This is a genomic window from Bradyrhizobium iriomotense (assembly GCF_018130765.1).
In the GTDB taxonomy this organism is placed as follows: domain Bacteria; phylum Pseudomonadota; class Alphaproteobacteria; order Rhizobiales; family Xanthobacteraceae; genus Bradyrhizobium; species Bradyrhizobium iriomotense_A.
In genome coordinates this window covers 42,215-65,172 of record NZ_JAFCJZ010000021.1, presented here as the reverse complement: position 1 = coordinate 65,172, position 22,958 = coordinate 42,215, and the positions used below count along the sequence as shown (strand labels likewise).

Here is a 22,958-nt window from a genome sequence, read left to right as displayed (position 1 = left end):
GGTGGCGTCGCCGTGCCGGCCGGTTTGCATTTCGGGTGACTAGCGAGTGTGTGCGATGCGATTCAAGCGCCTCCACTTCGCATCTTGCCGCAAAGCGGGGCTAGCCTCAGCGAGAGTCGTCACAAGCCCCGCAAGATCATAAGGAGCGAGAGCAGGGTCCTCCGGAATCAGCCGGCTAAGTAGGGCGACCATATCGCTTGGAAACCTTCGAGGCAGACTTGCCGAACCATTACTCTCGTCTTCTCGTTCTCGTGCTCGATAGACAAACAAATCAAGCTGACTAGTTGGTACTAGTAACGGCGATATAGTCCGAACAACGTCGGGAAAATCATCTCCGGAATTCTCCGCAATTGTTGCGAACTGACGGGATGTTTGCGGTGTCTGATAGACGGTTTCGCGCGGCCATGCCTTTAAGATGAACAGCTTGCCAAATGAGTGCCAAGCTTTCTGATCAGCGATTATTGAATTGAGAAGCGAGATGGCTTCGGACCTGCCGTCGTCACTAGAGCGTTGAAGGGCGAGGCGCGCTTCTGCGAATTCCACGTATTGATTTGAATTGGTGTTCCAATAGCAGGCAATAACAAGAAATTCGTGTAGACGTTCGATAGGTTGATTGTCCCATCTCCAGTCTTGAAAGATTTCGAAGAGCTCTAAAAAATCGGCTTTTAGCAAAGCAAAAAGCTCCGGTACCCCGAGATTCTGATTATGAAGAAAGCCGTTCCAGGCGGGCTGTGCTAGATCATGGGTGAGTGAGAAGAAGGGTATTATCTGATCCCTTACCCAATTTGGATCGAGATAGTGAAGCCATGCTAGGCGGATCGTCGTTTCACAAGTGGCATGATCTCTACCTTCGCCCGCAACATTGAGGGCAACCTTGATCCGGGACCGGATGTCGGTAGGAATACCTGCGCTAGCTCCAATCTTCCGATCGTCCAATATCTCATACAGAATTTCGGTCATCTGACCAATCGGGCCATTGATCGCGTGATCATATGTTCGCCGCGAATAACCCTGTGGCTCTCCTTCAACAAAAGTTTCTCCAAGTCCACTTTGGAGGGTTTCGGGTTCTCCAGCCGTCAAGCCAGTCAACACCGAATCCCAAATACGTAGCGCTCTGCGGGCATCCAGGCTCGCAAGCTGAGGGAGGGCTTTTTTCAGCCACCGTGGGGCGTAGTGAGCTAGCTTACCAATCACCTCGTTGGGCAGTCGCGAAAGACGCTCCGCGAACAACCACTGAAGTCTGGATGGCAACGAGGTCGGCCATTCGGACAACGCGGTTTGCCAGTGACGTATCGGAAACTTGCCGAGCCTCGCTTCAAAAGCTAACGCGGCGAGTGCGCGTTGAGGCTTCTGTTTAACGAGCCCCTCAAATGGACGGTATTCAGCAAACTCCATAGAAGGACGCGTAGAATTTTGCTCGGCGGCAGCAATAACCTGAGAAATCGGAAGGTCGATGATACTTTTCGGATCATCTTTGACCGAAACCCATCCTGTCCTTCCATCTAAACTATAATCGGCAGTTACCTCCCACTTATCATTCCAATCTGGATCCTGGGCTCGTAGCTCCGGAAGATGGCTCAACGTGGCTTCTGAGAGATTGCACCCGTTGCGGCTCAACCAGCCGAGCATTCCGGCCGCGGTCCCGGCACGGTGCTTTCTTTCAGCGAGAGGGTCTTCGTCGGAGCGCGGGCGCGATCCGGCTATTATGCGCCTCTCGATCTCTTCGCGGGAAGCTTGAGGGAGATCGTTCCAGCGGCTCCTAAGTAAATGGAGTAGCTCTCTGCGATTGTATCCATTCCAGAAACTTAGCTCTTGGAGCCCGAGTACGCCGTCCGCGACTTCCTTGCCGATAAATAGGGATTTAGTCCAGGCGTGGAGTTTCAATTTATCGAAGAAATATTCTTCAGTTTGCGGCCACAGAAGAACATCAGCGTGCGCGCGAATGGGATCAGTGATCGTCAGTTTATCGAAGAGGCGCCGCGCCCATTGAAGGTATCGATCGGAACCACCAAGATATCGTTCGCCCGGTCTTGAATCAGTCTCGAAGCTTGCTGTTCGCCAATAGCGTGCACCCAAAGCTCCGAGGAGCGCAGCGCCGCATTCCAATCCGCTCCGCACCGCTCGGAAATGGCGATAGAGCTGTTCTGGCGCAACTTCGAGATCGTCGACTCCCTGTGCCGGAAACTTGACGTCAAGGGCTACAACTGCGCCGTCGCTTAACTCGCTCCAACTGTCCGCTGGCGGAATTGAACTCGACCTAAAGGGCCTCTTGCTTGCAAGGAAAGGTCTAATGGATTCTTCGAACTCAAATTGAAGTAGCGTTGACCAACCTCTCGTCTTGATCTTTGCGGTGCTTTGATACTGAGCGTGTTCGCTCTTGGGTGAGTTGGAGAACTTGTACAGAAGCAAGCTCCATAGGCGATTAGCTTCGGAGCTCCTATTCGCGTCGGTTTGATTCAGATACCATTCGATCTGAGAGATTAGCCCCGGGTGAAGCGAAAAGTAGCCGCCCGCCCACCAAACGGATGCGGGTTGATCCATAACTCTTGCAAACCATCGAGCAATAAAGAACAGACGTGGGGGAAGGCGGGTTGTTTCGAACTCGTGAATGCCGGCGAGTCTTGCATTTTGCCGACCTTGCTCCTCAAGAAAAGAAGAGGAAAGAACATCGACGACTTGTCGGCCATCATTTTCTCTGTCGCTTCTTGGGCGAGGTGGGTCGTCGTCGGTCCCATAAAGTTGGAGAGGATCTACGGTTTCCTCTTCGCCGTATCCCTGTTGCGGTTTTGCGTAGCGAACGTTGCGGTCAAATACGCAAATCCACTCTGCAGGAGGAGTGGCCGCTGATTCCGCGAAAAGTCGAGCGCCTTCAGTAGTTCTGACAAGCGAAACAACTTGGCCTCTCTCATGCGCGCGTAATTGCCGCGGGCTCTTTGACGCCAGATCCAAGACTGAACGGCGCCATTTTTCCGGATCGTCAGATCTGTCTGCCCACGCGCGTAGTGTGTCCCACAATGCGGAATGCGCTGGGGATTTTGGATAGGCTAGAGCCGTAACGCCGCGATCCCGCCATCTGTTTAGCACCTCACTCTCGGTGCCTTGGTCGAAGGCAAAGATTCTCGCGGGGTTGTTGGTGCCCTTCGCATGGAGTCCTTCCAACAAATAGCGGACTGGAGGGTCGTTCGCGGAATAGCCAAGCAATACGATTACATAGTTGTTCAGGAGATCGCGAACAAAGCGAGTTGCCCACCCATCGGCCAAATACGCACGGCCGAAGTCAGAGCTGCTCAATATCAATTGAAGCTGCTCAGCGGAGTCGGGTTGAGAGCCTAGTCGTCCGTGAAGATATACGAGCCCTGTCAAGGGTTGACCGCTGGACAGGTCGGGCAGAGCCGGCGCGACGTGGCGTCGGATGTCACTCTCTGCGCGTTCAAACAGCAAGTCGAAATTTGTCGTTACTATTTGAAGATTACGTGCGGGATTTCTGGATAGTCGCAGGATCGTTGAATGGTAATCTAAGCTCGCTGATGGAGCTGGGCTGAGGAGCTTACCAACGATCTCCTGAACGTTGTCTGTTCCATAGTCGCGCTGAAGGAGGCTGAAGACTTGATCGAGAGATATTGCTCCATCCGGCTCCTCTCTCGCGCGAGCAACCATTTCCCGCACTTTAGCTTCGGGAGGCGGGCCAAGTTCCTCCAGAACCTGTTCGGCTAGTTCGATGAAGCCGGGCAAGCCAGCCGGACGCGAAATTCCCGCACCACAGAAGAAGACGACGTTTCCGTTATCTCGATCTTCAATCAGTGTTTCCGGGATACTTGGACCGTCGGCAAAGAACCGCATGTGTCGTACAGCAATGCGCGTTTCAATTGTATCCGAGGATACTCAATGATTCTTAGGTGTGCTTCAACGTGCAGACTTTTGATCTGCTCATCCACAAACAAAAACGGCCGGATCTTCCGATCCGGCCGTCACGCAAAACTCAACTGGCTAAGCTTACGCCACGCGACGCTACTTAGCCCCCGCCCTAACGGTAAATCTTCTTAGCTGGCCTTCTTGACCGGCGCGGTGGTGCCGACCTTCTTCTGGATGGCGCGCTTGAGCTCGAGGGCGCGCGGCGACAGGGCGTCGGCGCTGGCCTTGAGCAGGAAGGCGTCGAGACCGCCATTGTGATCCACGCTCTTCACCGCGTTGGTGGAGACGCGCAGGCGCACGTTGCGCTCCAGGGCTTCCGAGATGAACGTCACGTTGACGAGGTTCGGCAGGAAGCGGCGCTTGGTCTTGATGTTGGAGTGGCTGACCTTGTGGCCGACGAGGGGGCCCTTGGCCGTCAGTTCGCAGCGGCGAGACATGTCACAAATCCTTAAGTTCGAGCCCCAAACGAGTTGCGGCCGCCATTCGGGGCGCCACAGGGGCAAATTCTCTGTCCTTGCAGGGAGCGGGCGGACGTATAGGGGGGAAGGGGCGGGTAGTCAAGGATTTGGGCGGTGTTTCATGCCCCGCGCCGGCGGCGGTGCGCTCCCTCCCCCGCTCGCGGGGGAGGGGTGGGGAGAGGGTGCTTCCGCGGCGGGACAATAGCGAGCCCCCCAGAGGAGAAAACCCTCACCCGCGCTTCGCGCGACCTCTCCCGCAAGCGGGAGAGGTGTTGGAGCCCCTGGCTACCTCCCGATCACCAAAACGGCAATGATTGAAACGCCTTACCATCACATAAAGGGCGCATTCGCGACCGAGATATCCGGTGGAGTTCCCGGTGTTTTGCACCCGGACCGATTGCTTGCCGCGATTTTTGGCTTAACTAACATGGCCTGACGGCCCCATTGGATGGCTTCGTGACGACCCTGACCCCTTACCTGCCCCGGCTGCGTGCGGCCGGCCGGCTGGCCTTCGCGGCTCTTTGCGGGCTCGTCCTGGCGTGGGGGGCGAGGCCTGCGGCCGCGCAGGGCAAGCTCGAGGCGCAGTATGAGGCGACGCTGGCGGGCATTCCCGTCGGCAGGGGCGCCTGGAACATCGACATCCAGGACGACGTGTTCGCGGCCGCGGCCTCCGGCGGCACGACGGGGCTGCTGAAGTCGTTCGCGGGCGGATCCGGCACCGGCGCCTCGCAGGGCCGCGTCGTCAACGGCGCGCTGGTTGCGACCGGCTACCAGGCCTCCACCACCACCTCGAAGAAGACGGAAAACATCCACATCACCCTCGACAAGGGCAATGTGAAGGAGTTCGGCATCGAGCCGGAGCCGCCGGTCGATCCTGACCGTATCGTCGTCACCGACGCGCATCGCCGCGGCGTCTGGGATCCGATGACGGCCTCGCTCTTGCGCGTGCCCGGCACCGGCGATCCCGTCGCGCCGGAGGCCTGCCACAACGCAGCGCCCGTGTTCGACGGCCGCATGCGCTACGACCTAAAACTCGATTTCAAGCGCATGGAGACGGTGAAGGCGGAGAAGGGCTATCGGGGCCCGGTCGTGGTCTGCGCGCTCTATTTCGTGCCCGTCGCCGGCTACATCCCCGATCGCCCCGTGATCAAATACCTCGCCGCCCAGCGCAACATCGAGATCGCCTTCGCGCCGGTCGCGGGCACGCGCATCCTGGTTCCCTTCTGGCTGAAAGTGCCGACGCCCTTGGGACCGGCGATGCTGGAAGCGACGAGCTTCATCACCTCGCCCCAGCCGCCGCGGGTGGCGAAGACGCAGTAAGCCGCGGTCGTCCCGTCCCCACCGCCGTCATTCCGGGGCGCGCCCCTGGGCGCGAGCCCGGAATCCATCGAGCCGCAGAGACGGTCCTCACTCGCGACTGCGTCGCGCTCCGGGAAAGAATGTCAGTCAAAAAAGTATAATGATTTCAACGGCTCTCTACTGTGCATGGGGTTGTTTTCGCAGTTTTTGTTTTGGCACCCCTGGATCCGGGAATCCATTTGACTCCTCCCCGATTCTGATTCGACTCCGCGCCGTCCCCAATTTTAAGGAACTCGCCATCGAAACGTCGCTTGTGCGGCCGGGCAAAACTCCATCTAGTGCGCAACTAACACGAGTCCCGCGACATGTTGCGTGAACGGAACAGGACTCTGGCGGGAGTCAGCGATTCGGCCGCGATTCGTTCTAGAGTCGTTCCGAAACTTAAAAAGAACGGAAAAAGCGTCGCAAAGTGAAACAGTTGCGCGAGGTTTGGGGAGTGCGGTCGGACACATGGCGGACACATGAGCGCCCCATCACCGCTGCTTGATCCCCTCACCCTGAGGAGGCCGCATCGGCGGCCGTCTCGAAGGGCGAGGGGCCCGGCTCCCTCAACGGCATCAGCCGGGCCTTCATCCTTCGAGACGCGCTGGCGCGCTCCTCAGGATGAGGGGCAACCTCTGACAGCACTGACATTCGCCCAAATCGGCACTACCTAATCCCCCAGACATGGCCTTCTCTCCCTCCTCCTTCGCCTCCGAGCGCGCCCTTCACGATCGAGTGCCTGGCGCGGGCGTCACTGCGGTGCTCGGGCCGACCAACACCGGCAAGACCCATCTCGCCATCGAGCGGATGCTGGCGCATCCCTCGGGCATGATCGGGCTGCCGCTGCGCCTCTTGGCGCGCGAGGTCTACAACAAGATCGCCGATCGCACGGGTGTGGAGAGCGTCGCGCTGGTGACCGGCGAAGAGAAGATCAAGCCGAAGAACCCGCGTTACTGGGTCTCCACAGTCGAGGCGATGCCGCGCGATCTCGATCTGTCCTTCCTCGCCGTCGACGAGGTCCAGATCGCCTCCGATCTCGAACGCGGCCACGTCTTCACCGACCGCATCCTCAACCGCCGCGGCCGCGACGAGACGTTGCTCTTGGGCGCTGCGACCATGCGCCCGATCATCGAGCGCCTGCTGCCCGGCGTGTCCATGATCACGCGGCCGCGCCTGTCCACCCTCGAATTCGCCGGCGATCGCAAGATCACGCGCCAGCCGCGCCGCACCGCCATCGTCGCCTTCTCGGCCGACGAGGTCTATGCCATCGCCGAGCTGATCCGCCGCCAGCATGGCGGCGCTGCCGTTGTTCTCGGCTCGCTGTCGCCGCGCACGCGCAACGCGCAAGTGGCGATGTTCCAGAACGGCGATGTCGATTACCTCGTCGCCACCGATGCCGTCGGCATGGGCCTCAATCTCGACGTCGACCATGTCGCGTTCGCCTCCGACCGCAAGTTCGACGGCTACCAGTTCCGCCGGCTGACGCCGTCCGAATTCGCGCAGATCGCCGGCCGCGCCGGCCGCGCCACGCGCAACGGCACCTTCGGCACCACGGGCCGCTGCGCGCCGTTCGAGCCCGAGCTCGTCAACGCGCTGCAGAACCACACCTTCGACGCCGTGAAGATGCTGCAATGGCGCAATTCGAAGCTGGATTTCGCCTCGCTCGGCGCGCTCCAGGTGTCGCTGAACCTCGCCCCCGGCCATGAGGCGCTGACGCGCGCGCCGATCGCCGAGGACATGCGCGTGCTGGACCACGCCGCCCGCGACGCCGAGGTGCGCGATATCGCGCATGGCAAGGCCGCGGTGGAACGGCTCTGGGAGGCCTGCCAGGTCCCCGATTACCGGAAACTGTCGCCGGCCGCCCATGCCGAGCTGGTGACCACGCTGTACGGCTTCCTGATGCGGAAGGGATGCATTCCCGACGCCTGGTTCGCCGCCCAGGTCGAGCAGGCCGACCGCATCGACGGCGACATCGACACGCTGTCGGCCCGGATCGCGCAGATCCGCACCTGGACCTTCGTCGCCAACCGCCCGGACTGGCTGAAAGACCCCGAACGCTGGCAGGGGATCACGCGGGAGGTCGAAAATAAATTATCGGATGCGCTCCATGAACGCTTGACTGAGCGTTTCGTTGATCGTCGGACCAGTGTATTGATGCGCCGCCTGCGGGAGAACACGAGCTTGAATACTGAAATCGGCAAGACCGGCGAAGTCATCGTCGAAGGCCACGTCATCGGCCGCCTCGACGGCTTCACCTTTGCACCGGATGCGGCGGAGGCCGGCTCCGATGCGAAAGCCTTGCAGGCTGCAGCGCAAGCGGTGCTCGCCGGCGAGATCAATACGCGCGCCGAAAAACTGGGCAACGCGCCGGACGAGCAGTTCGTGCTGACCTCGGAAGGCACCATCCGCTGGACCGGCGATGCCGTGGCGCGGCTGTCTGCCGCAGAGGACGCGCTGCATCCGCGCATCCGCATCATCTCCGACGAGCGCCTCACCGGCGGCCCCCGCGAGAAGGTGCAGGCGCGGCTCGACCTCTGGCTCAAGACGCACATCGAAAAGCTGCTCGGGCCGATGTTCGAGCTCAGCAAGGCCGAGGACGTCACCGGCATTGCCCGCGGCATCGCCTATCAGCTGGTCGAGGCGCTCGGCGTGCTCGAGCGTCCCAGAATCGCGAACGAGCTGAAGGATCTCGACCAGCCCTCGCGCGCCACCTTGCGCAAATACGGCGTCCGCTTCGGCGCCTATCACCTCTATTTCCCCGGCCTCCTCAAGCCCGCCGCGCGTGCGCTCGCCGCGCTGCTGTGGGCGCTGAAGCAGGACAATGTCGATCTGTCCGCGCTCTCGGGCGCGCAGCATCTGGCTTCTTCCGGCCGCACCTCGTTCCCGGTCGACAAGGCTCTGCCGCGCGATGCCTATCGCGTGCTCGGCTACAAGCAGGCCGGCGAGCGCGCCGTGCGCGTCGACATCCTGGAGCGCCTTGCCGATCTGATCCGCCCGGCGCTGGCCTGGCGCGAGAACTCGCCCGGCGAAAAGCCCGCCGGCGCCTTCGATGGCCGCAGTTTTGTGGTGACGCAGGCGATGACCTCGCTCACCGGTTCCGCCGGCGAGGACTTTGCGTCCGTGCTGCGCGCGCTCGGCTATCGCATGGAGAAGCGCCCGCCGCTGCCGGTGAAGCCTGTGGCGCCTGTTGCCGAGACGGTCGCGGCCGAGACGCCGCCCGCCGAGGGCAGCGCGGATACGTCAACCGAGACTGCCGCTGAAGCGGTCGCCGGTCTGCCGGAGGAGGCGACTGTGTCCGCCGAAGCGGTCACCGTCGAAGACGCGCCCGGCATGGAGCAGCATGACGAGCCCGCCCATGAGGAGCCGGCGCTCGAAGCTTCTCCTGACGCGCCCGTCACGCCCGAAGACGCCCCCGGCATCGCGCCGCCGGCCGAAGAGGCTGCTGCGCCAACGGAGGCTGCCGGCCTGGAAGCCGCACCTGCCGAGATCGCCGCGACCGAAGCTGCCGCATCGCCCGACGCTGCCGCACCTGTCGAGGCAGCAGCCACGCCCGCCGAGCCCGAGCTGGTCGAGGTCTGGCGTCCCGGTGGCCGTCACGAGGATCGCAAGCCGCGCCACGAGCGCCATCGCCACCAGCGTCACCATCATCAGCCGCGTGCGCAGGCCGGTGCCGAAGCGGGCGCTGCGCCCGCGGAGGCTGCGTCCGGCGAAGCCGCCGAAGGCGCAAAGCCGGGCGAGCGCCATCGTCATGGCGGACATCGCAAGGATTTCCGCAAGGGCCGCGAAGAGGGCGGCGAACGCCGCGAGCAGCGCGACAACAATCGCCGCTTCGAGGGCAAGGATCGTGATCGCGGTAAGGGCGGCAAGCCCGGCGATCGCGACGGCGGCCGCGAGCACCGCGGGGGCCGCGACCGCGACAAGGGCCGCGATCGTCGCGATCGCGAGTCGGGTCCCTCGCTGCGGCCCTACGCCTCGAGCGCGAACCCGCGCGAGCGCGATCGTCCGATCGATCCGAACTCGCCCTTCGCCAAGCTCGCCGCGCTGAAAGAGCAGCTGTCCGGTCGGAAGGAGTGATCCCACGACCGAGCGGCAGCGCCTCGACAAATGGCTGTGGCACGCGCGGGTGGTGAAGGCGCGCACCTCGGCCGCTGAGCTGGTCGAGTCCGGCCATGTCCGCGTCAACGGCACCCGTGAGAAATCGCCCGGCCATGCGATTAAGATCGGTGACGTGATCACGGTGGCACTCGACCGCACCGTGCGCGTGTTGAAGGTCACCGGTTTCAACGAGCGCCGCGGCGATGCCGCCTCGGCGCGCGTGCTCTACGAGGAGCTGAGTGAAGCGAAACGCAATTAATTGCGCTTCGAATTCATTTCTTGGTCGATCAAACACACAAAGCCGTCATGATCGGGCCTTCCCGACCTTGCGGCGCCGGGCCATCCGCGCTACGCAAGCCGCGACTTCTAAAAGAGCTTTTCGGAGCGTTGGATGACTTACGTCGTCACTGAAAACTGCATCAAGTGCAAGTACACCGACTGCGTCGAGGTCTGCCCGGTCGACTGCTTCTACGAGGGTGACAACATGCTCGTCATCCACCCCGATGAGTGCATCGACTGCGGCGTGTGCGAGCCGGAATGCCCCGCCGACGCCATCAAGCCGGATACGGAACCGGGCCTGGAAAAGTGGCTCCAGGTCAACGCCGACTACGCCAAGAGCTGGCCGAACATCACCCAGAAGAAAGAATCACCCGCCGACGCGAAGGAATTCGACGGCATGGAAGGCAAGTTCGAGAAATATTTTTCTCCGAACCCCGGCTCCGGAGACTAATCCGCGCCCAAACTTAACCCTAATACCTTCGTTGCGGCCGAAAACCAGGCCTCAAGACCCCTAAATCATTGATTTTTGCGGGAAATGTGCTATATTGGGCACATTAAGCCGAACCCTCGTCAGCCCAGTTGGCCCCGCCGGGTTCCCGTGAAACCAAATGTCGAACAGGGGCGTGGCAGTTTCCGCGCGCAGGCTGTGTCACAGAAAACGCGTAAAAAGAGTACTTCAGCGAGGGCTTCCCATAAGGAGGCCAAAAAAGTCGCCGCGGCCAGCCGTAGCGCATCCAAGGGTCGGACCGCGACGAAGGCGCCGGCTGCAAAGTCCTCGAAGAACAAAAGAAGCGCAATGCCTAACAAGACTGCCAAGCCGGCCGCGAAAGCGACCGTTTCCAAGCCTGTTGCTGCCAAGGCTCCCGCTGCCAAGCCCGCGCCGAAGGCCCCTGTTGCTGCTGCTCCTGCCAAGGCTCCCGTTGCTGCCAAGCCGGCCGCTAAGCCCGCTGCCGCGCCGAAGGTCGAGGAAAAGAAGGTCGTGACCCAGCGTCAGGGCTTCAAGGCCAACGAATTCGTCGTTTATCCCGCCCACGGTGTCGGCCAGATCCTGGCCATCGAGGAGCAGGAGATCGCCGGCGCGAAGCTCGAGCTCTTCGTCATCAATTTCATCAAGGACAAGATGACGCTGCGCGTTCCGACCGCCAAGGTCGCCAATGTCGGCATGCGCAAGCTGTCCGAGCCGGCGCTGGTCAAGAAGGCGCTGGAGACGCTCAAGGGCCGCGCTCGCGTCAAGCGCACCATGTGGTCGCGCCGCGCCCAGGAATACGAAGCGAAGATCAATTCGGGCGACATCGTCGCGATCGCGGAAGTCGTGCGCGACCTCTACCGCTCGGAGTCGCAGCCGGAGCAGTCCTACAGCGAACGCCAGCTCTATGAAGCGGCGCTCGACCGTCTGTCCCGCGAGATCGCGGTGGTGCAGCACTCGACTGAGACCGAAGCGGTCAAGGAGATCGAGGCCCAGCTCGCCAAGAGCCCGCGCCGCAACGCCAAGGCGGAAGCCGCCGAGGGCGAGGCTGATGCCGAGGGCGATGCCGACGATACCGATGGCGACGACACCACCGTCGCCGACGAGGCCGCGTAAGCGTTTCGTCGCATCGATCGCAAGAAATCAAAAGCCCGGCCGTTCGGCCGGGCTTTTTGTTTGGAGTTCGCGGGGTGATGACGCGTCATTCGTGATGACGGCTCAACAAACTCAGTGTCGTCCCGGCCTAGTGCGCAATTGCGCACGGGGGGCCGGGACCCATACCCCCAGGGAGAAGTTTGACGAAGATTGGTCGTTCGGGACGTCTACCGATCGCAACGATAGATTCCGCGGTATGGGTCCCGGCCTTCGCCGGGACGACGAGAGGAGACCGGTTTGCCTCGTCTCACTTCACCGGCCGCTTCTCGAGCTTCCTTGCCAGCGTGCGCCGGTGCATCCCGAGCCTTCGCGCGGCCTCCGAAATATTGAAATCCGTCTCGATCAGCGTCTGGTGGATACGCTCCCATTCCAGCGTCTTGATCGAGGTCGGCCGCGCGTCGAGCGCGACCTCGGCATTGCCCTCGGCCTTGTGGAAGGCGGCCTCGATGTCGTCGGTGTTCGACGGCTTTGCCAGATAGTGGCAGGCGCCCAGCTTGATGGCCTCGACGGCGGTCGAGATGCTGGCAAAGCCTGTCAGCACCACGATCAGCATGTCCTCGTCATGTGTGTGCAGCAGCTCGACGCAGGCGAGCCCGGAGGCGCCGCCGAGCTTGAGGTCGACCACGGCATGGCCGAATGAGCGCTCCTCCAGCGCTTTCCGCACCTCCTCGATCGAGGCGGCGAGCACGACCTCGTAGCCGCGGCGCTCGAACGAGCGCTTCAGCGTGCGCGCGAATCCTGCGTCGTCCTCGACGACGATGAGCGAACGGTCAGGCGTCAAAGCTGCCTCCGATCGCGAGCGTTGCGAGCGGCAGCGTCAGGCGGACGGTGGCGCCGCGCTTCCTGTGGTTCTCGGCAGTGACGCTGCCGCCCAGCTTGCGCACCACGTTCACCACCAGGAACAGGCCGAGCCCGCCGCCGGCGCGGCCCTTGCTCGATTGATAGGGCTTTCCAAGCTGCGCCAGCATCTCCGGTGCGAAGCCCGGGCCGCGGTCGGAGATCGACAGCACGAGATTGTCGCCCTCGCGCTCGGCGAGGAGCTCGACCCACTCCCGCGAGACCTCGTAGGCGTTGTCGAGCACGTTGAAGATGACCTGCTTCAGCGCGATGTCGGAGACGATCGCGACGTCCTCGCCAAAGGTGTTGACGAAATAGAGCGTGCGCGCCGATCGCGCGTCGCGCCACTCCTCCACCAGCGCGGTGACGAAAGCCGTCACCGTGGTCGGCGAGGAGCCTTCGCCACGCGCTTCGCCGGCCGAGACCAGGATGCCCGTGACGATCGACTTGCAGCGCTGCAGCGAGGTCTCCATCTCCGCGAGGTCCTCGGCGAGCTCCTGCTTGGCGGCAAGGTCCGGCATGCGGCGCCAGTCGCTGAGGATGACCGAGAGCGAGGCCAGCGGCGTGCCGAGCTCGTGCGCGGCGCCCGAAGCCAGGAGGCCCATGCGGACGATGTGATCCTGCTCCGCCGCATGCTGGCGCAGCGCCGCCAGATGCGCGTCGCGCTCGCGCAAATTCCTATTGATGCGGGTCACGAACACGACCAGCAGGACGGCGTTGAGCGCGAAGCCGAGCAGCATGCCTGTTACGGTGAGGCTGTAGGTCTCACTGATCGGGTTCGGCGGCAGGTCGAGCGGCCGGTAGGCCAGCGTCAGCCAGACGAAGCACGCGCAGGTCAGCGCCACCAGCGACCAGGTCGAGCGGGCATCGAGCAGCACGGCAGCCAGCGTCACCTGGAGCAGGAACAGCGAGGTGAACGGATTGGTCGCGCCGCCGCTGAGGTAAAGCTGCGCGGTCAGCGCGGCAACGTCGAGCATCAAGGCGACCAGCAGCTCGTTGCTGGAGATCGCGGCGCGATGGCGCACCCAGACCAGGCTGGAGACGTTGAGCAGCACCAGCGCGCCGATCACCGCACCCATCCGCTCCAGCGGCAGCGGGATGCCGAGCCAGAAATGCACGCCGCCGATGGTCACGATCTGGCCGACCACCGCGGTCCAGCGCAGCTGGATCAGCAGCGCCATGTTCTTGCGGTTGGTTTCGTCGTCGGTAGGCGCAGCGCCGATCAGCTCGCTGCGCGCGTCCGCCTGCGATTGCAGCGTGACGGCGAGCTCGCCAAGCGGTTGGGAAGACGTTCTTCCGTCGTCAGGCCTGTTCGACGATCGTTCCAGCATCTGATCCCGTCCTGCGGGCGGCGACATCTGGGCCGCCGGCCGGTTCGTGGACGAAGCCCTTCCGGGCTTTCTTGCGGCGGAACAGCCCGCCGCCGAATGTGACGAAAAGTTTACCGGCCAGCATAAAAGCCAGGGCAAACCACGTCAGCGCATAGATCAGGTGGTTATTGGGAAAGCGGATCACGGTCAATCCGCCGATAGGCCCGCCGGCGCTTTGTGATCCGGCGTCGGCATCGACGAAAAAGGGTGCGACCTCGTGCAGGCCGCGTGCCGCAGCGATCGCGGCGACGTCCCGCGAGTACCAGCGGTTGTGCTGGGGAACATTGTTGCGGAGGAAGCCGCCTTTCGGCTCCGTGATGCGCAACAGGCCGGTGATTTCGACCCGGCCCTCGGGATTGCCGGTCTGTCGCGTCGTTGCGTCGCGCCGCTCGGTCGGCACGAAGCCGCGGTTGACCAGGACTTGCGTGCCGTCGCCGCGCTGAAGCGGCGTCAGCACCCAATAGCCGCCGCCTTCCTCGGTCACGGCCTGAACCAGCGTCTCGCGGTCATGCAGGAAGCGGCCGGTGACGCTGACATGCCTGTATTCGTCGTTTGCAGCGGAGATTGCGGGCCACGCCGCGGGCGCGGGGATCGGCTGGGCCGGGGCATGGACGCGCTGCTCGACGCGATCGATCAGCGCCAGCTTCCAGGCGCGGCGTTCGATCTGCCAGACGCCGAGGGCGATCAGAATTGCAAAGGCCGTGAGCGAGAGGACCGTGAGCCACAAGGGCGGGCGCGCGGCTTTGCCGCGCGTCCGGTCTGCCTTGCTTGTCACGGTCCCGGTATCGCTCACTTCATTCCGCTCATCTGGTGGATGGGCATCATGTTGCTGTTGAGGTGGTTCATCACCCACAGCGAACCGGACAGCCCGATCACCACCATGACGATGGTGAAGATCAGCGCCATCATGGTCCAGCCGTTCTCGGATTTGGCGTTCATGTGCAGGAAGTAGATCATGTGCACGACGATCTGCACGACCGCGAAGGCCATGATGACCAGCGCGGTGATCTGCTTGCTCGGCAGCGCGCCGCTCATGACCAGCCAGAACGGGATCGCGGTGAGCACCACCGAGAGCACGAAGCCGAGCATGTAGCCCGAGAACGTGCTGTGGGCGTGGCTGTCGTCGTGGTGGTGGTCGTGCGCGTGGGCGGCGTGGGTATTGGTGCTCATCGCAGAACTCCCAGGAGATAGACGAAGGTGAAGACGCCGATCCAGACCACGTCGAGGAAGTGCCAGAACATCGACAGGCACATCAGGCGGCGGCGGTTGGCCTCGATCAGGCCGAACTTTCCGACCTGCACCATCAGGGTCACCAGCCAGATCAGGCCGCAGGTGACGTGCAGGCCGTGCGTACCGACGAGGGTGAAGAAGGCGGACAGGAAGGCGCTGCGCTGCGGCGTGGCGCCTTCGTGGATCATGTGCGCGAACTCGGTGAGCTCGATGCCGATGAAGGCGGCGCCGAACAGGCCGGTGATCGCCAGCCACATCTGCGTCTGGCCGATCTTGTTCTGCTGCATCGTCAGCATCGCAAAACCGTACGTGATCGACGACAGCAGCAGCATCGAGGTGTTCACCGCGACCAGGTCGAGGTCGAACAGGTCCTTCGGTGCGGGGCCGGCGGCGTAGTTGGCGCCGAGCACGCCGAAGGCGGCGAACAGCATCGCGAAGATGAGACAATCGCTCATCAGGTAGATCCAGAAGCCAAGCGAGGTGCTGTAGCCTTCCGGATGCGGGTGTTCGTCGGCGAGATAGAACAGCGGCTCGCCGGTTTGCGTGGGATTGACAGCAACAGTCATTTACTTGGCTCCGGCGAGCAGTTTGGTGCGCGCGTCCTCGGTCCGGATGACGTCTTCAGCCGGAATGTCGAAGTCGCGGTGATAGTTGAAGGTGTGACCGATACCGACGGCGAGCATCGCGAGGAAGCTCGCAGCCGCCAGCCACCAGATGTACCAGATCAGGCCGAATCCCATCGCGGTGGCGAGGCCGGCGAGGATGACGCCGGTGCCGGTGCTGCTGGGCATGTGGATCGGCCTGAACCCGGTGAGCGGACGCTGGTAGCCGCGCTTCTTCATGTCCCACCACGCGTCATTGTCGTGAACGACGGGGGTGAAGGCGAAGTTGTAGTCCGGCGGGGGCGAGGATGTCGCCCATTCCAGCGTGCGCGCGTCCCAGGGATCGCCGGTGACGTCCTTGAGCTGCTCGCGCTTGAGCAGGCTCACCGCGAACTGCATCAGCATCGAGAGGATGCCGAGGAAGACGAGGAAGGCACCGATCGCGGCGATGACGAACCAGATCTGCAGGGACGGATCGTCGAACACGCGCAGGCGGCGGGTCACGCCCATCAGGCCGAGCACATAGAGTGGCATGAAGGCGACGTAGAAGCCGACGACCCAGAACCAGAACGACAGCTTGCCCCAGAACACATCGAGCTTGAAGCCGAACGCCTTCGGGAACCAGTAGTTGATGCCGGCAAAGGCGCCGAACACCACGCCGCCGATGATCACGTTGTGGAAATGCGCGATCAGGAACAGGCTGTTGTGCAGCACGAAGTCGGCCGGCGGCACCGCCAGCAGCACGCCGGTCATGCCGCCAAGCACGAAGGTCAGCATGAAGGCGATCGTCCACATCATCGGCAGCTCGTAGCGGATGCGGCCGCGATACATCGTGAACAGCCAGTTGAACATCTTCGCGCCCGTCGGGATCGAGATGATCATCGTGGTGATGCCGAAGAACGAGTTGACGCTGGCGCCCGAGCCCATCGTGAAGAAGTGGTGCAGCCACACCAGGTACGACAGGATGGTGATGACCACCGTGGCGTAGACCATTGAGGTGTAGCCGAACAGGCGCTTGCCGGAGAAGGTCGAGGTGACTTCCGAGAAGATGCCGAAGGCGGGGAGAACCAGGATGTAGACCTCGGGATGGCCCCAGATCCAGATCAGGTTCACGTACATCATCGGGCTGCCGCCGAAATCGTTCGTGAAGAAGTTGGTGCCGACGTAGCGGTCGAGCGAGAGCAGCGCGAGCACGACGGTCAGGACGGGGAAGGAGGCGACGATCAGGATGTTGGTGCAGAGCGAGGTCCAGGTGAACACCGGCATCTTCATCATGGTCATGCCGGGGCAGCGCAGCTTGACGATGGTGCAGATCAGGTTGATGCCGGATAAGGTCGTTCCGACGCCGGCGACCTGCAGCGCCCAGATGTAATAGTCGACGCCGACGTCAGGACTGTAGCCGATGTTCGACAGCGGCGGATAAGCCAGCCAGCCGGTGCGGGCAAACTCGCCGATGAACAGCGAGGCCATCACCAGCACTGCGCCGCCGACCGTCATCCAGAAGCTGAAATTGTTCAGGAACGGGAAGGACACGTCGCGCGCGCCGATCTGCAGCGGCACGACGTAGTTCATCAGGCCCGTAACCAGCGGCATCGCCACGAAGAAGATCATGATCACGCCGTGGGCGGTGAAGACCTGGTCGTAGTGATGGGCGTTGAGATAGCCTTCGGAGCCGCCAAAGGCGAGCATCTGCTGGCCGCGCATCATCAGCGCATCCGCAAAGCCGCGCAGCAGCATCACGATGCCGAGGATCATGTACATAATGCCGATGCGCTTGTGGTCCACCGTGGTGAACCATTCGCGCCAGAGATAGCCCCAGAGGCGGAAATAGGTGAGGCCGGCGAGCAGCGTGGCGCCGCCGAGCGCGACCACCACGAAGGTGCCGACGACGATCGGCTCGTGCAGCGGCAGCGATTCGAGGCCGAGCCGGCCGAAGATGAGCTTGAGGAGATCAGGAGACATGCGAGCTCTCTTTAGGAATCAGACTTCGGACGCTGTCCGAGGAAGAAGGACGAGGACTTCAGCGGCGCGAAGGTCGGCCGCTTCAATCCGGCGCCGGTGAGCGGCGCGATGTCGGTCGGAGCCTTGATCGACGCGGTGGTCTGGCCCTGCGGTGCATCCGGCGTGCAGGTGCCGGCGACGAAGGTCGGCTCGGGTCCGAGCGGAGTGCCGCGGCGGGCGTACTTGTCGTAGGTGAGCGGCAGGGTGTTGTTCAGGCCCTCATGGCCGCGACCACCCTTGGCATCGATCGCCATCATCTCGCTCTGGCACATCTTGCCGGTCTCGACGCACATGTTGAGGATCAGGCGGTAGAGATCGGAGTCGATGGTGCCGTAACGGCGCACCGGCTCGTTCTGGCTGGGCTTTTCGAGCTGGAGATATTCGGCGCGGCCGAGCGAGCCGCCGGCGGACTTGGCGCTGGCGATCCAGGCGTCAAAGCCCTTGTCGTCGAGACCCTGGAAGTTGAAGTGCATGCCGGAGAAGCCGGCGCCGCTGTAGTTCGCCGAAAAGCCCTTGTAGGTGCCGGCGTGGTTCACGACGGCGTGGAGCTTCGTCTCCATGCCCGGCATCGCGTAGATCTGGCCGGCGAGCGCTGGGATGTAGAACGAGTTCATCACCGAGGAGGCGGTGATGCGGAACTGGATTGGACGATCGACGGGCGCGGCGAGGTCGTTGACGGTGGCGATGCCGTAGTCCGGATAGATGAACAGCCACTTCCAGTCGAGCGCGACGACGTCGACCTCGAGCGGGGCCTTGGACTGGTCCACGGCCTGCTCCGCCTTGATGCGGCCGAGGGTGCGATAGGGGTCGAGCAGATGCGTGCCCATCCAGGTCAGCGCGCCCAGGCAGACGATGATCAGAAGCGGCGCCGACCAGATCACCAGCTCGAGCTTGGTCGAGTGGTCCCATTCCGGCTCGTAGCGGGCCGAAGTGTTGGACTGGCGGTAGCGCCAGGCGAACAGCACCGTCAGCGCCATCACGGGGACGACGATCAGGAGCATCAGGACGGTGGAGATGATGACGAGGTCGCGCTGCTGGGCAGCGATGTCGCCGGCTGGCGCCAGCACGACGTAGTCGCAGCCGCTGAGTGCGGCAGCCAGAGGTAGTAGCGCCAGGATCTTGAGACGAGACACGGGCCGAGCCTTTGAGAATGAGTTTCCTTTGCGGGGCCAACGGGTAGCTGCGACGCAGCAATCCGGACATTGGACAATTTGTCCAATGTTGCAGTGCGAGATGTTGGGTCAGACAAGGCCAGATTGCCTGGCCTGTCGCCGGGCGGTCGGCTTTGGTTTTCAGGACGTTAAGGGCGCACGAATGGCGACGGCACAGACCCCCGCAATGGCAGACCTCCACTCGGGCGAGCACGGCCACGACCAGGCCAGTCCCGGCGAGATCGCCATCGGCGTCATCATCGGGCGCACCTCGGAATTCTTCGACTTCTTCGTCTTCGCGATCGCCTCGGTGATCGTGTTTCCGCGCCTGGTGTTTCCGTTCACCAGCGAACTGACCGGCACCCTCTATTCCTTCATGATCTTCGCGCTGGCGTTCCTGGCGCGGCCGATCGGCACCGTCATCTTCATGACGATCGACCGGGAGTACGGCAAGACGGCCAAGCTGGTCTCGGCGTTGTTCCTGCTCGGCACCGCCACCGTCGCGCTCGCCTTCCTGCCCGGCTATCACGAGATCGGCGTTGCCGCGATCTGGCTGCTGGCGCTGGCGCGCATCGCGCAGGGTCTGGCCTGGGGCGGTGCTTGGGACGGCATGGCTTCGCTGCTGGCGCTGAATGCGCCGGCCTCGCAGCGCGGCTGGTACGCGATGGTGCCGCAGCTTGGCGCTCCGCTCGGGCTGATCGTGGCGAGCGCGCTGTTCGCCTATTTCGCCGGCAACCTCTCGGCTGACGACTTCTTCGACTGGGGCTGGCGCTATCCGTTCTTCGTTGCGTTCGCCATCAACGTCGTGGCGCTGTTCGCGCGCCTGCGCATGGTGACGACGGAAGAATATGCCTCGCTGTTCGAGACCCGCGAATTGCAGCCCTCGCGCATCTCCGACACCGTCGCTCGCGAAGGCCACAACATCATGCTCGGCGCGTTCGCGCCGCTGGCGAGCTTCGCGCTGTTCCACATGGTCACGGTGTTTCCGCTGTCCTGGGTGTTCCTGTTCACCCGCGAGAGCCCGGTGCGCTTTTTGATCATCGAGATCGTTGCCGCCGTGTTCGGCGTCGCCGCGATCGTGGCCTCCGGCGTCATCGCCGACCGCGTCGGCCGCAAGTCGCTGCTGATGGGATCGGCGATCGCGATCGCGATCTACAGCGGCTTCGCACCGCAGCTGCTGGATGCGGGCGCGTTCGGCGAGACCATCTACATGGTGATCGGCTTCATCCTGCTGGGTCTCTCGTTCGGTCAGTCCTCGGGCGCGATCGCCTCGAACTTCAAGCAGATGTACCGTTACACGGCCTCAGCGCTGACCTCCGACATGGCCTGGCTGTTCGGCGCCGGCTTCGCCCCGCTCGTCGCGCTGCTGCTCGCCACCAATCTCGGCGTCATCGCTTCGGGCGCGTATCTGCTCTCCGGCGCGTTCTGGACCCTGCTCGCGCTCTGGCTCAGCGGCCAGCGCGAGGCGGGGGACATGGACGCGGGCGGTTAAAGCTCAGACAATCTCGGTGTCGTCCTGGCGAAAGCCAGGACCCGTTATACCCCGACTGTTCATTGTTGAAGCGCGCTGGAGCTACCAGCGTGCTCGTTCCGGGGGCCTGTGGCTATGGGTCCCGGATCGGCGCGCGCTTTGTGCGCGCTTGTCCGGGACGACGGCGGAATTTGCGGAACGAGCGCAGCGTCAATCCGCCACGATCTTCACGCGATCCCGCACCTTCACCTGTGCGGTGCGATCGAGGCCGTTGAGCACGCGGAAACGCTCGGCGGGGTGATCGACGCCGGCCATGCGGTGGGAGAGCGATTCCACGGTGTCGCCGGGCTGCACGGTGATGACCTTGATCCGCAGCGGGCGCGCGGCCTGGATCTCATCGAGCGTCAGGCGGCGGAATGAGTTGACAGTCTCACGTGCGTTGCGCTCGCTCTCGGTCGATTTCTGCCGGGTCGCGAAGATGAAGCGGTAGACGTCGCTGCCGAAGCGCAGCGCATAGACCTTGAACTGCCACTGGTCGCCCTTGGCGGTGGCGGACGCGCCCGGGAAGCCGTTGATGGTGAGGTCCTCGGTCGAGGCCTTCTCGACGCCTTCCATCCAGCCCGAATTGAGGTAATCGCCGAGCGACTGCTCGGCCGGCACGCGCACCACGTCGAAGCGCATCGCCTGCGAGCCGCCGTCGCGCACGCCGATTACCGCCTGCGCGGTGTTGTCGAGCGTGAAATTATCAGGCGCCTGGAAGGTGAAACCGAGTTTCGGATGCAGGAAACGGCGGCCGCGGACGAAGCCTTCGCTGGGGTCTTCGCCGTAGACGAGGTTGTCGATCGCGGCGAGATAGCTCTCGCGGTCGCGCTCGGCGCCTTCAGGGGCCGCATATTGCCGCGCGATGTTCTGCGCGTTCTGCACGCGCTCCGGCGTTGCCGGGTGCGACGAGGTGAAATCCTGCGCGCGCGGATCGAGCGAGCTCTTGCCGGCCTTCAGCTCGGCATTGCGCTCCATCGCGGAGAGGAAGCGCGCCGCACCATAGGGGTCGAAATGCGCTTTCGCAGAGATGCCGACGCCGATGCCGTCAGCCTCGAACTCCTGGTTGCGCGAAAAACTCGCCATGGTGAGCTTGGTCTTGGCGAGCGCGAGCGCGGTGAGATCGGGGTCGTTGCTCATGTCGGTGACGACACGGGTGACGATCGCGGCCTGGCGCGCCTGGTCCTCGCGCATCGCGGCGTGCTTGGAAAGCACATGCGCCATCTCGTGGCTGAGCACGGAGGACAATTCCGAGGTGTCGCTCGCCAGCGCAAGCAGGCCGCGCGTGACATAGAGCTGGCCGTTCGGCAGCGCGAAGGCGTTCACCGCGCCGGAATTGAGAATGGTGACCTTGTAACCCTGGTCGGGACGGTCGGATGCGGCGACGAGCCGGTCGACGGTCTTGCTGACGAGCGATTCGAGCCTGGGGTCGTCATAGGCGCCGCCATAGCTCGCCAGGATGCGCTCGTGCTCTTTCTCGGTGGCGGGGGTCTGCGCGACCGCCGGCTTCGGCTTCGGCATTGCGACGGTGGGCGGGGCGGCGGCGGTCTGGAACCGGTTCATGTCGCCGCAGCCGGCGAGGAGCCCGCCCAGCGCAAGGCAAAGCACGGCCGGCGCAGCCCGCAGGCGGCGGCAATCGCCCAGTCCGTGCCGTTCTAGCACCCCATTCACGTCGCTTAACCCGTGCCCGGCCGTTAAGGCCTTACCCCAGTAGGCTCATTTGCGCCCAGCAATTCAACCTGTCCCAAGAGCCGCACATCGATCCGCGGCCCTGTCGTCCCCTCAACCCAGCCCCTGACCAAAATACGTCGATACTCCAGGGACTTAGGGGGAATCCCGGCGCTTTCGAATGCCGGTAGCGTGCGCTTTGAAATAGTCACGGCAAAGCCGCGTGTCCAGTTTCGTCCGAAGTTGAGGTAGGTCATTGCCCCAGCTTGCCGGACCGACAGGACTTTGCCCTCGACCACCATAAAACGCCCGATCCCCGCCAAAATATCGTCCGGACTTTCCGCGTTTTTTATGGCCGATGGGTCAGCCCAATTGCCCATTTTTTGGCGCCTTGCCTGCGCCTCCGACGCCATCAAGGTGGCTGCGCAGTCCTTGTCGGCGATCTCGGCGGAGGCGATGGCCTCGCCCTGGGCCAGCAGCGTGGCCTGCACCGAGCTGTCGCTTTCACCGATGAACACCAGCGCACCCTGGCGGCCGTAGCGGTCCGGCGTGTCGTCGGCGCTCCGCAGCGTCACGTCGCGGCCGGCGAGCAGTGATGTCAGCGCCTGCTTCGTCGTCGCGGTCGGTTCGATTCCGGCGAGACGGATCTCACGACCGTCATCGAGGCGCACGCTGCGTCCATCGACGATGGCGGCGACGCGGCCCTCGCCTTGGGACTCGAACTGGCACGGTGCCGCGAACGCGGCGTGACCCGCGACGAGAAGAAATGCGACGATGAGGTGAAGCGGTTGCGTCACGTGACCCGGAGAGGTTGTGTTCCGTTCGGACTTTAACTCATGCGTGGTGTAACGCGAAAGGGCTTCCTCACGCGCCGTCATTGCGA

General features: G+C 63.2%; 16 protein-coding genes and 1 pseudogene. 6 read left to right on the top strand and 11 right to left on the bottom strand.

From position 1 onward, the window contains the following. Positions 1-39 precede the first annotated feature (39 nt). Both JQ635_RS29605 and rpmB read right to left on the bottom strand, forming a co-directional pair. Entirely contained in the window at positions 40-3,840 is a 3,801-nt protein-coding gene (locus JQ635_RS29605; RefSeq protein WP_211413342.1) for an SIR2 family protein, read from the bottom strand. 200 nt (positions 3,841-4,040) lie between these two features. After that, complete coding sequence (rpmB, locus tag JQ635_RS29600) at positions 4,041-4,349, bottom strand: 50S ribosomal protein L28 (protein WP_018643470.1); 309 nt, start codon at positions 4,347-4,349, stop codon at positions 4,041-4,043. 477 nt (positions 4,350-4,826) lie between these two features. On the opposite strand from rpmB, the gene JQ635_RS29595 reads away from it, so the two are divergent. The 5 genes and pseudogenes from JQ635_RS29595 to JQ635_RS29575 all read left to right on the top strand — a co-directional run bounded on the left by JQ635_RS29595 (position 4,827) and on the right by JQ635_RS29575 (position 11,667). Beyond that, a complete protein-coding gene (locus JQ635_RS29595; protein WP_211413341.1) occupies positions 4,827-5,690 on the top strand; it encodes a DUF3108 domain-containing protein in 864 nt (287 codons plus the stop codon). Between the two features lie 705 nt (positions 5,691-6,395). Continuing rightward, positions 6,396-9,785, top strand: a complete 3,390-nt coding sequence (locus JQ635_RS29590) for a helicase-related protein (protein ID WP_211413340.1) — start codon at positions 6,396-6,398, stop codon at positions 9,783-9,785. Between the two features lie 10 nt (positions 9,786-9,795). Continuing rightward, a pseudogene (locus JQ635_RS29585) lies at positions 9,796-10,065 on the top strand (RNA-binding S4 domain-containing protein); the annotation flags it as partial. Between the two features lie 132 nt (positions 10,066-10,197). Next, complete coding sequence (gene fdxA / locus JQ635_RS29580; protein WP_018643465.1) at positions 10,198-10,536, top strand: ferredoxin FdxA; 339 nt, start codon at positions 10,198-10,200, stop codon at positions 10,534-10,536. Positions 10,537-10,881: 345 nt separating this feature from the next. Beyond that, on the top strand, positions 10,882-11,667 hold the full coding sequence (locus JQ635_RS29575; protein WP_080648072.1) for a CarD family transcriptional regulator: 786 nt from the start codon (positions 10,882-10,884) through the stop codon (positions 11,665-11,667). A gap of 286 nt (positions 11,668-11,953) precedes the next feature. On the opposite strand, the gene JQ635_RS29570 is transcribed toward JQ635_RS29575, so the two are convergent. Genes JQ635_RS29570 through cyoA form a run of 7 tightly spaced genes read right to left on the bottom strand, consistent with a single transcriptional unit; the run spans position 11,954 to position 18,879 of the window. After that, positions 11,954-12,487 carry a response regulator transcription factor gene (locus tag JQ635_RS29570; RefSeq protein WP_211413339.1) on the bottom strand — a complete coding sequence of 178 codons (534 nt, stop codon included), beginning with the start codon at positions 12,485-12,487 and terminating at the stop codon, positions 11,954-11,956. Continuing rightward, a complete protein-coding gene (locus tag JQ635_RS29565) occupies positions 12,477-13,874 on the bottom strand; it encodes an ATP-binding protein (protein ID WP_211413338.1) in 1,398 nt (465 codons plus the stop codon). The genes JQ635_RS29570 and JQ635_RS29565 overlap by 11 nt, the downstream gene beginning before the upstream one ends. Then, positions 13,846-14,706 (bottom strand): SURF1 family protein, encoded by an 861-nt coding sequence (locus JQ635_RS29560; protein ID WP_211413337.1) that lies wholly within the window; start codon positions 14,704-14,706, stop codon positions 13,846-13,848. The genes JQ635_RS29565 and JQ635_RS29560 overlap by 29 nt, the downstream gene beginning before the upstream one ends. Continuing rightward, on the bottom strand, positions 14,703-15,083 hold the full coding sequence (cyoD, locus tag JQ635_RS29555; RefSeq protein WP_211413336.1) for a cytochrome o ubiquinol oxidase subunit IV: 381 nt from the start codon (positions 15,081-15,083) through the stop codon (positions 14,703-14,705). The genes JQ635_RS29560 and cyoD overlap by 4 nt, the downstream gene beginning before the upstream one ends. Further along, positions 15,080-15,709: a cytochrome o ubiquinol oxidase subunit III gene (gene cyoC, locus JQ635_RS29550; RefSeq protein WP_211413335.1), complete on the bottom strand. Its 630-nt coding sequence runs from the start codon at positions 15,707-15,709 to the stop codon at positions 15,080-15,082. Before cyoC ends, cyoD begins: the two co-directional genes overlap by 4 nt. After that, a complete protein-coding gene (cyoB, locus tag JQ635_RS29545) occupies positions 15,710-17,707 on the bottom strand; it encodes a cytochrome o ubiquinol oxidase subunit I (RefSeq protein WP_211413334.1) in 1,998 nt (665 codons plus the stop codon). It lies immediately after the preceding gene. An 11-nt stretch (positions 17,708-17,718) separates the two neighbouring features. After that, positions 17,719-18,879 carry a ubiquinol oxidase subunit II gene (cyoA, locus tag JQ635_RS29540; RefSeq protein ID WP_211413333.1) on the bottom strand — a complete coding sequence of 387 codons (1,161 nt, stop codon included), beginning with the start codon at positions 18,877-18,879 and terminating at the stop codon, positions 17,719-17,721. A 181-nt stretch (positions 18,880-19,060) separates the two neighbouring features. Between cyoA and JQ635_RS29535 the strand changes: the two genes are divergently transcribed. Continuing rightward, complete coding sequence (locus JQ635_RS29535; protein WP_211413332.1) at positions 19,061-20,389, top strand: MFS transporter; 1,329 nt, start codon at positions 19,061-19,063, stop codon at positions 20,387-20,389. Between the two features lie 189 nt (positions 20,390-20,578). Here the strand turns inward: JQ635_RS29535 and JQ635_RS29530 are convergent, their stop codons facing one another. Both JQ635_RS29530 and JQ635_RS29525 read right to left on the bottom strand, forming a co-directional pair. Next, complete coding sequence (locus JQ635_RS29530) at positions 20,579-21,970, bottom strand: M48 family metalloprotease (RefSeq protein ID WP_246583858.1); 1,392 nt, start codon at positions 21,968-21,970, stop codon at positions 20,579-20,581. 131 nt (positions 21,971-22,101) lie between these two features. Continuing rightward, the gene (locus tag JQ635_RS29525) at positions 22,102-22,953 is read right to left on the bottom strand and encodes a thermonuclease family protein (protein ID WP_211413330.1); all 852 of its coding nucleotides are present in this window, start codon (positions 22,951-22,953) and stop codon (positions 22,102-22,104) included. Positions 22,954-22,958: the final 5 nt, after the last annotated feature.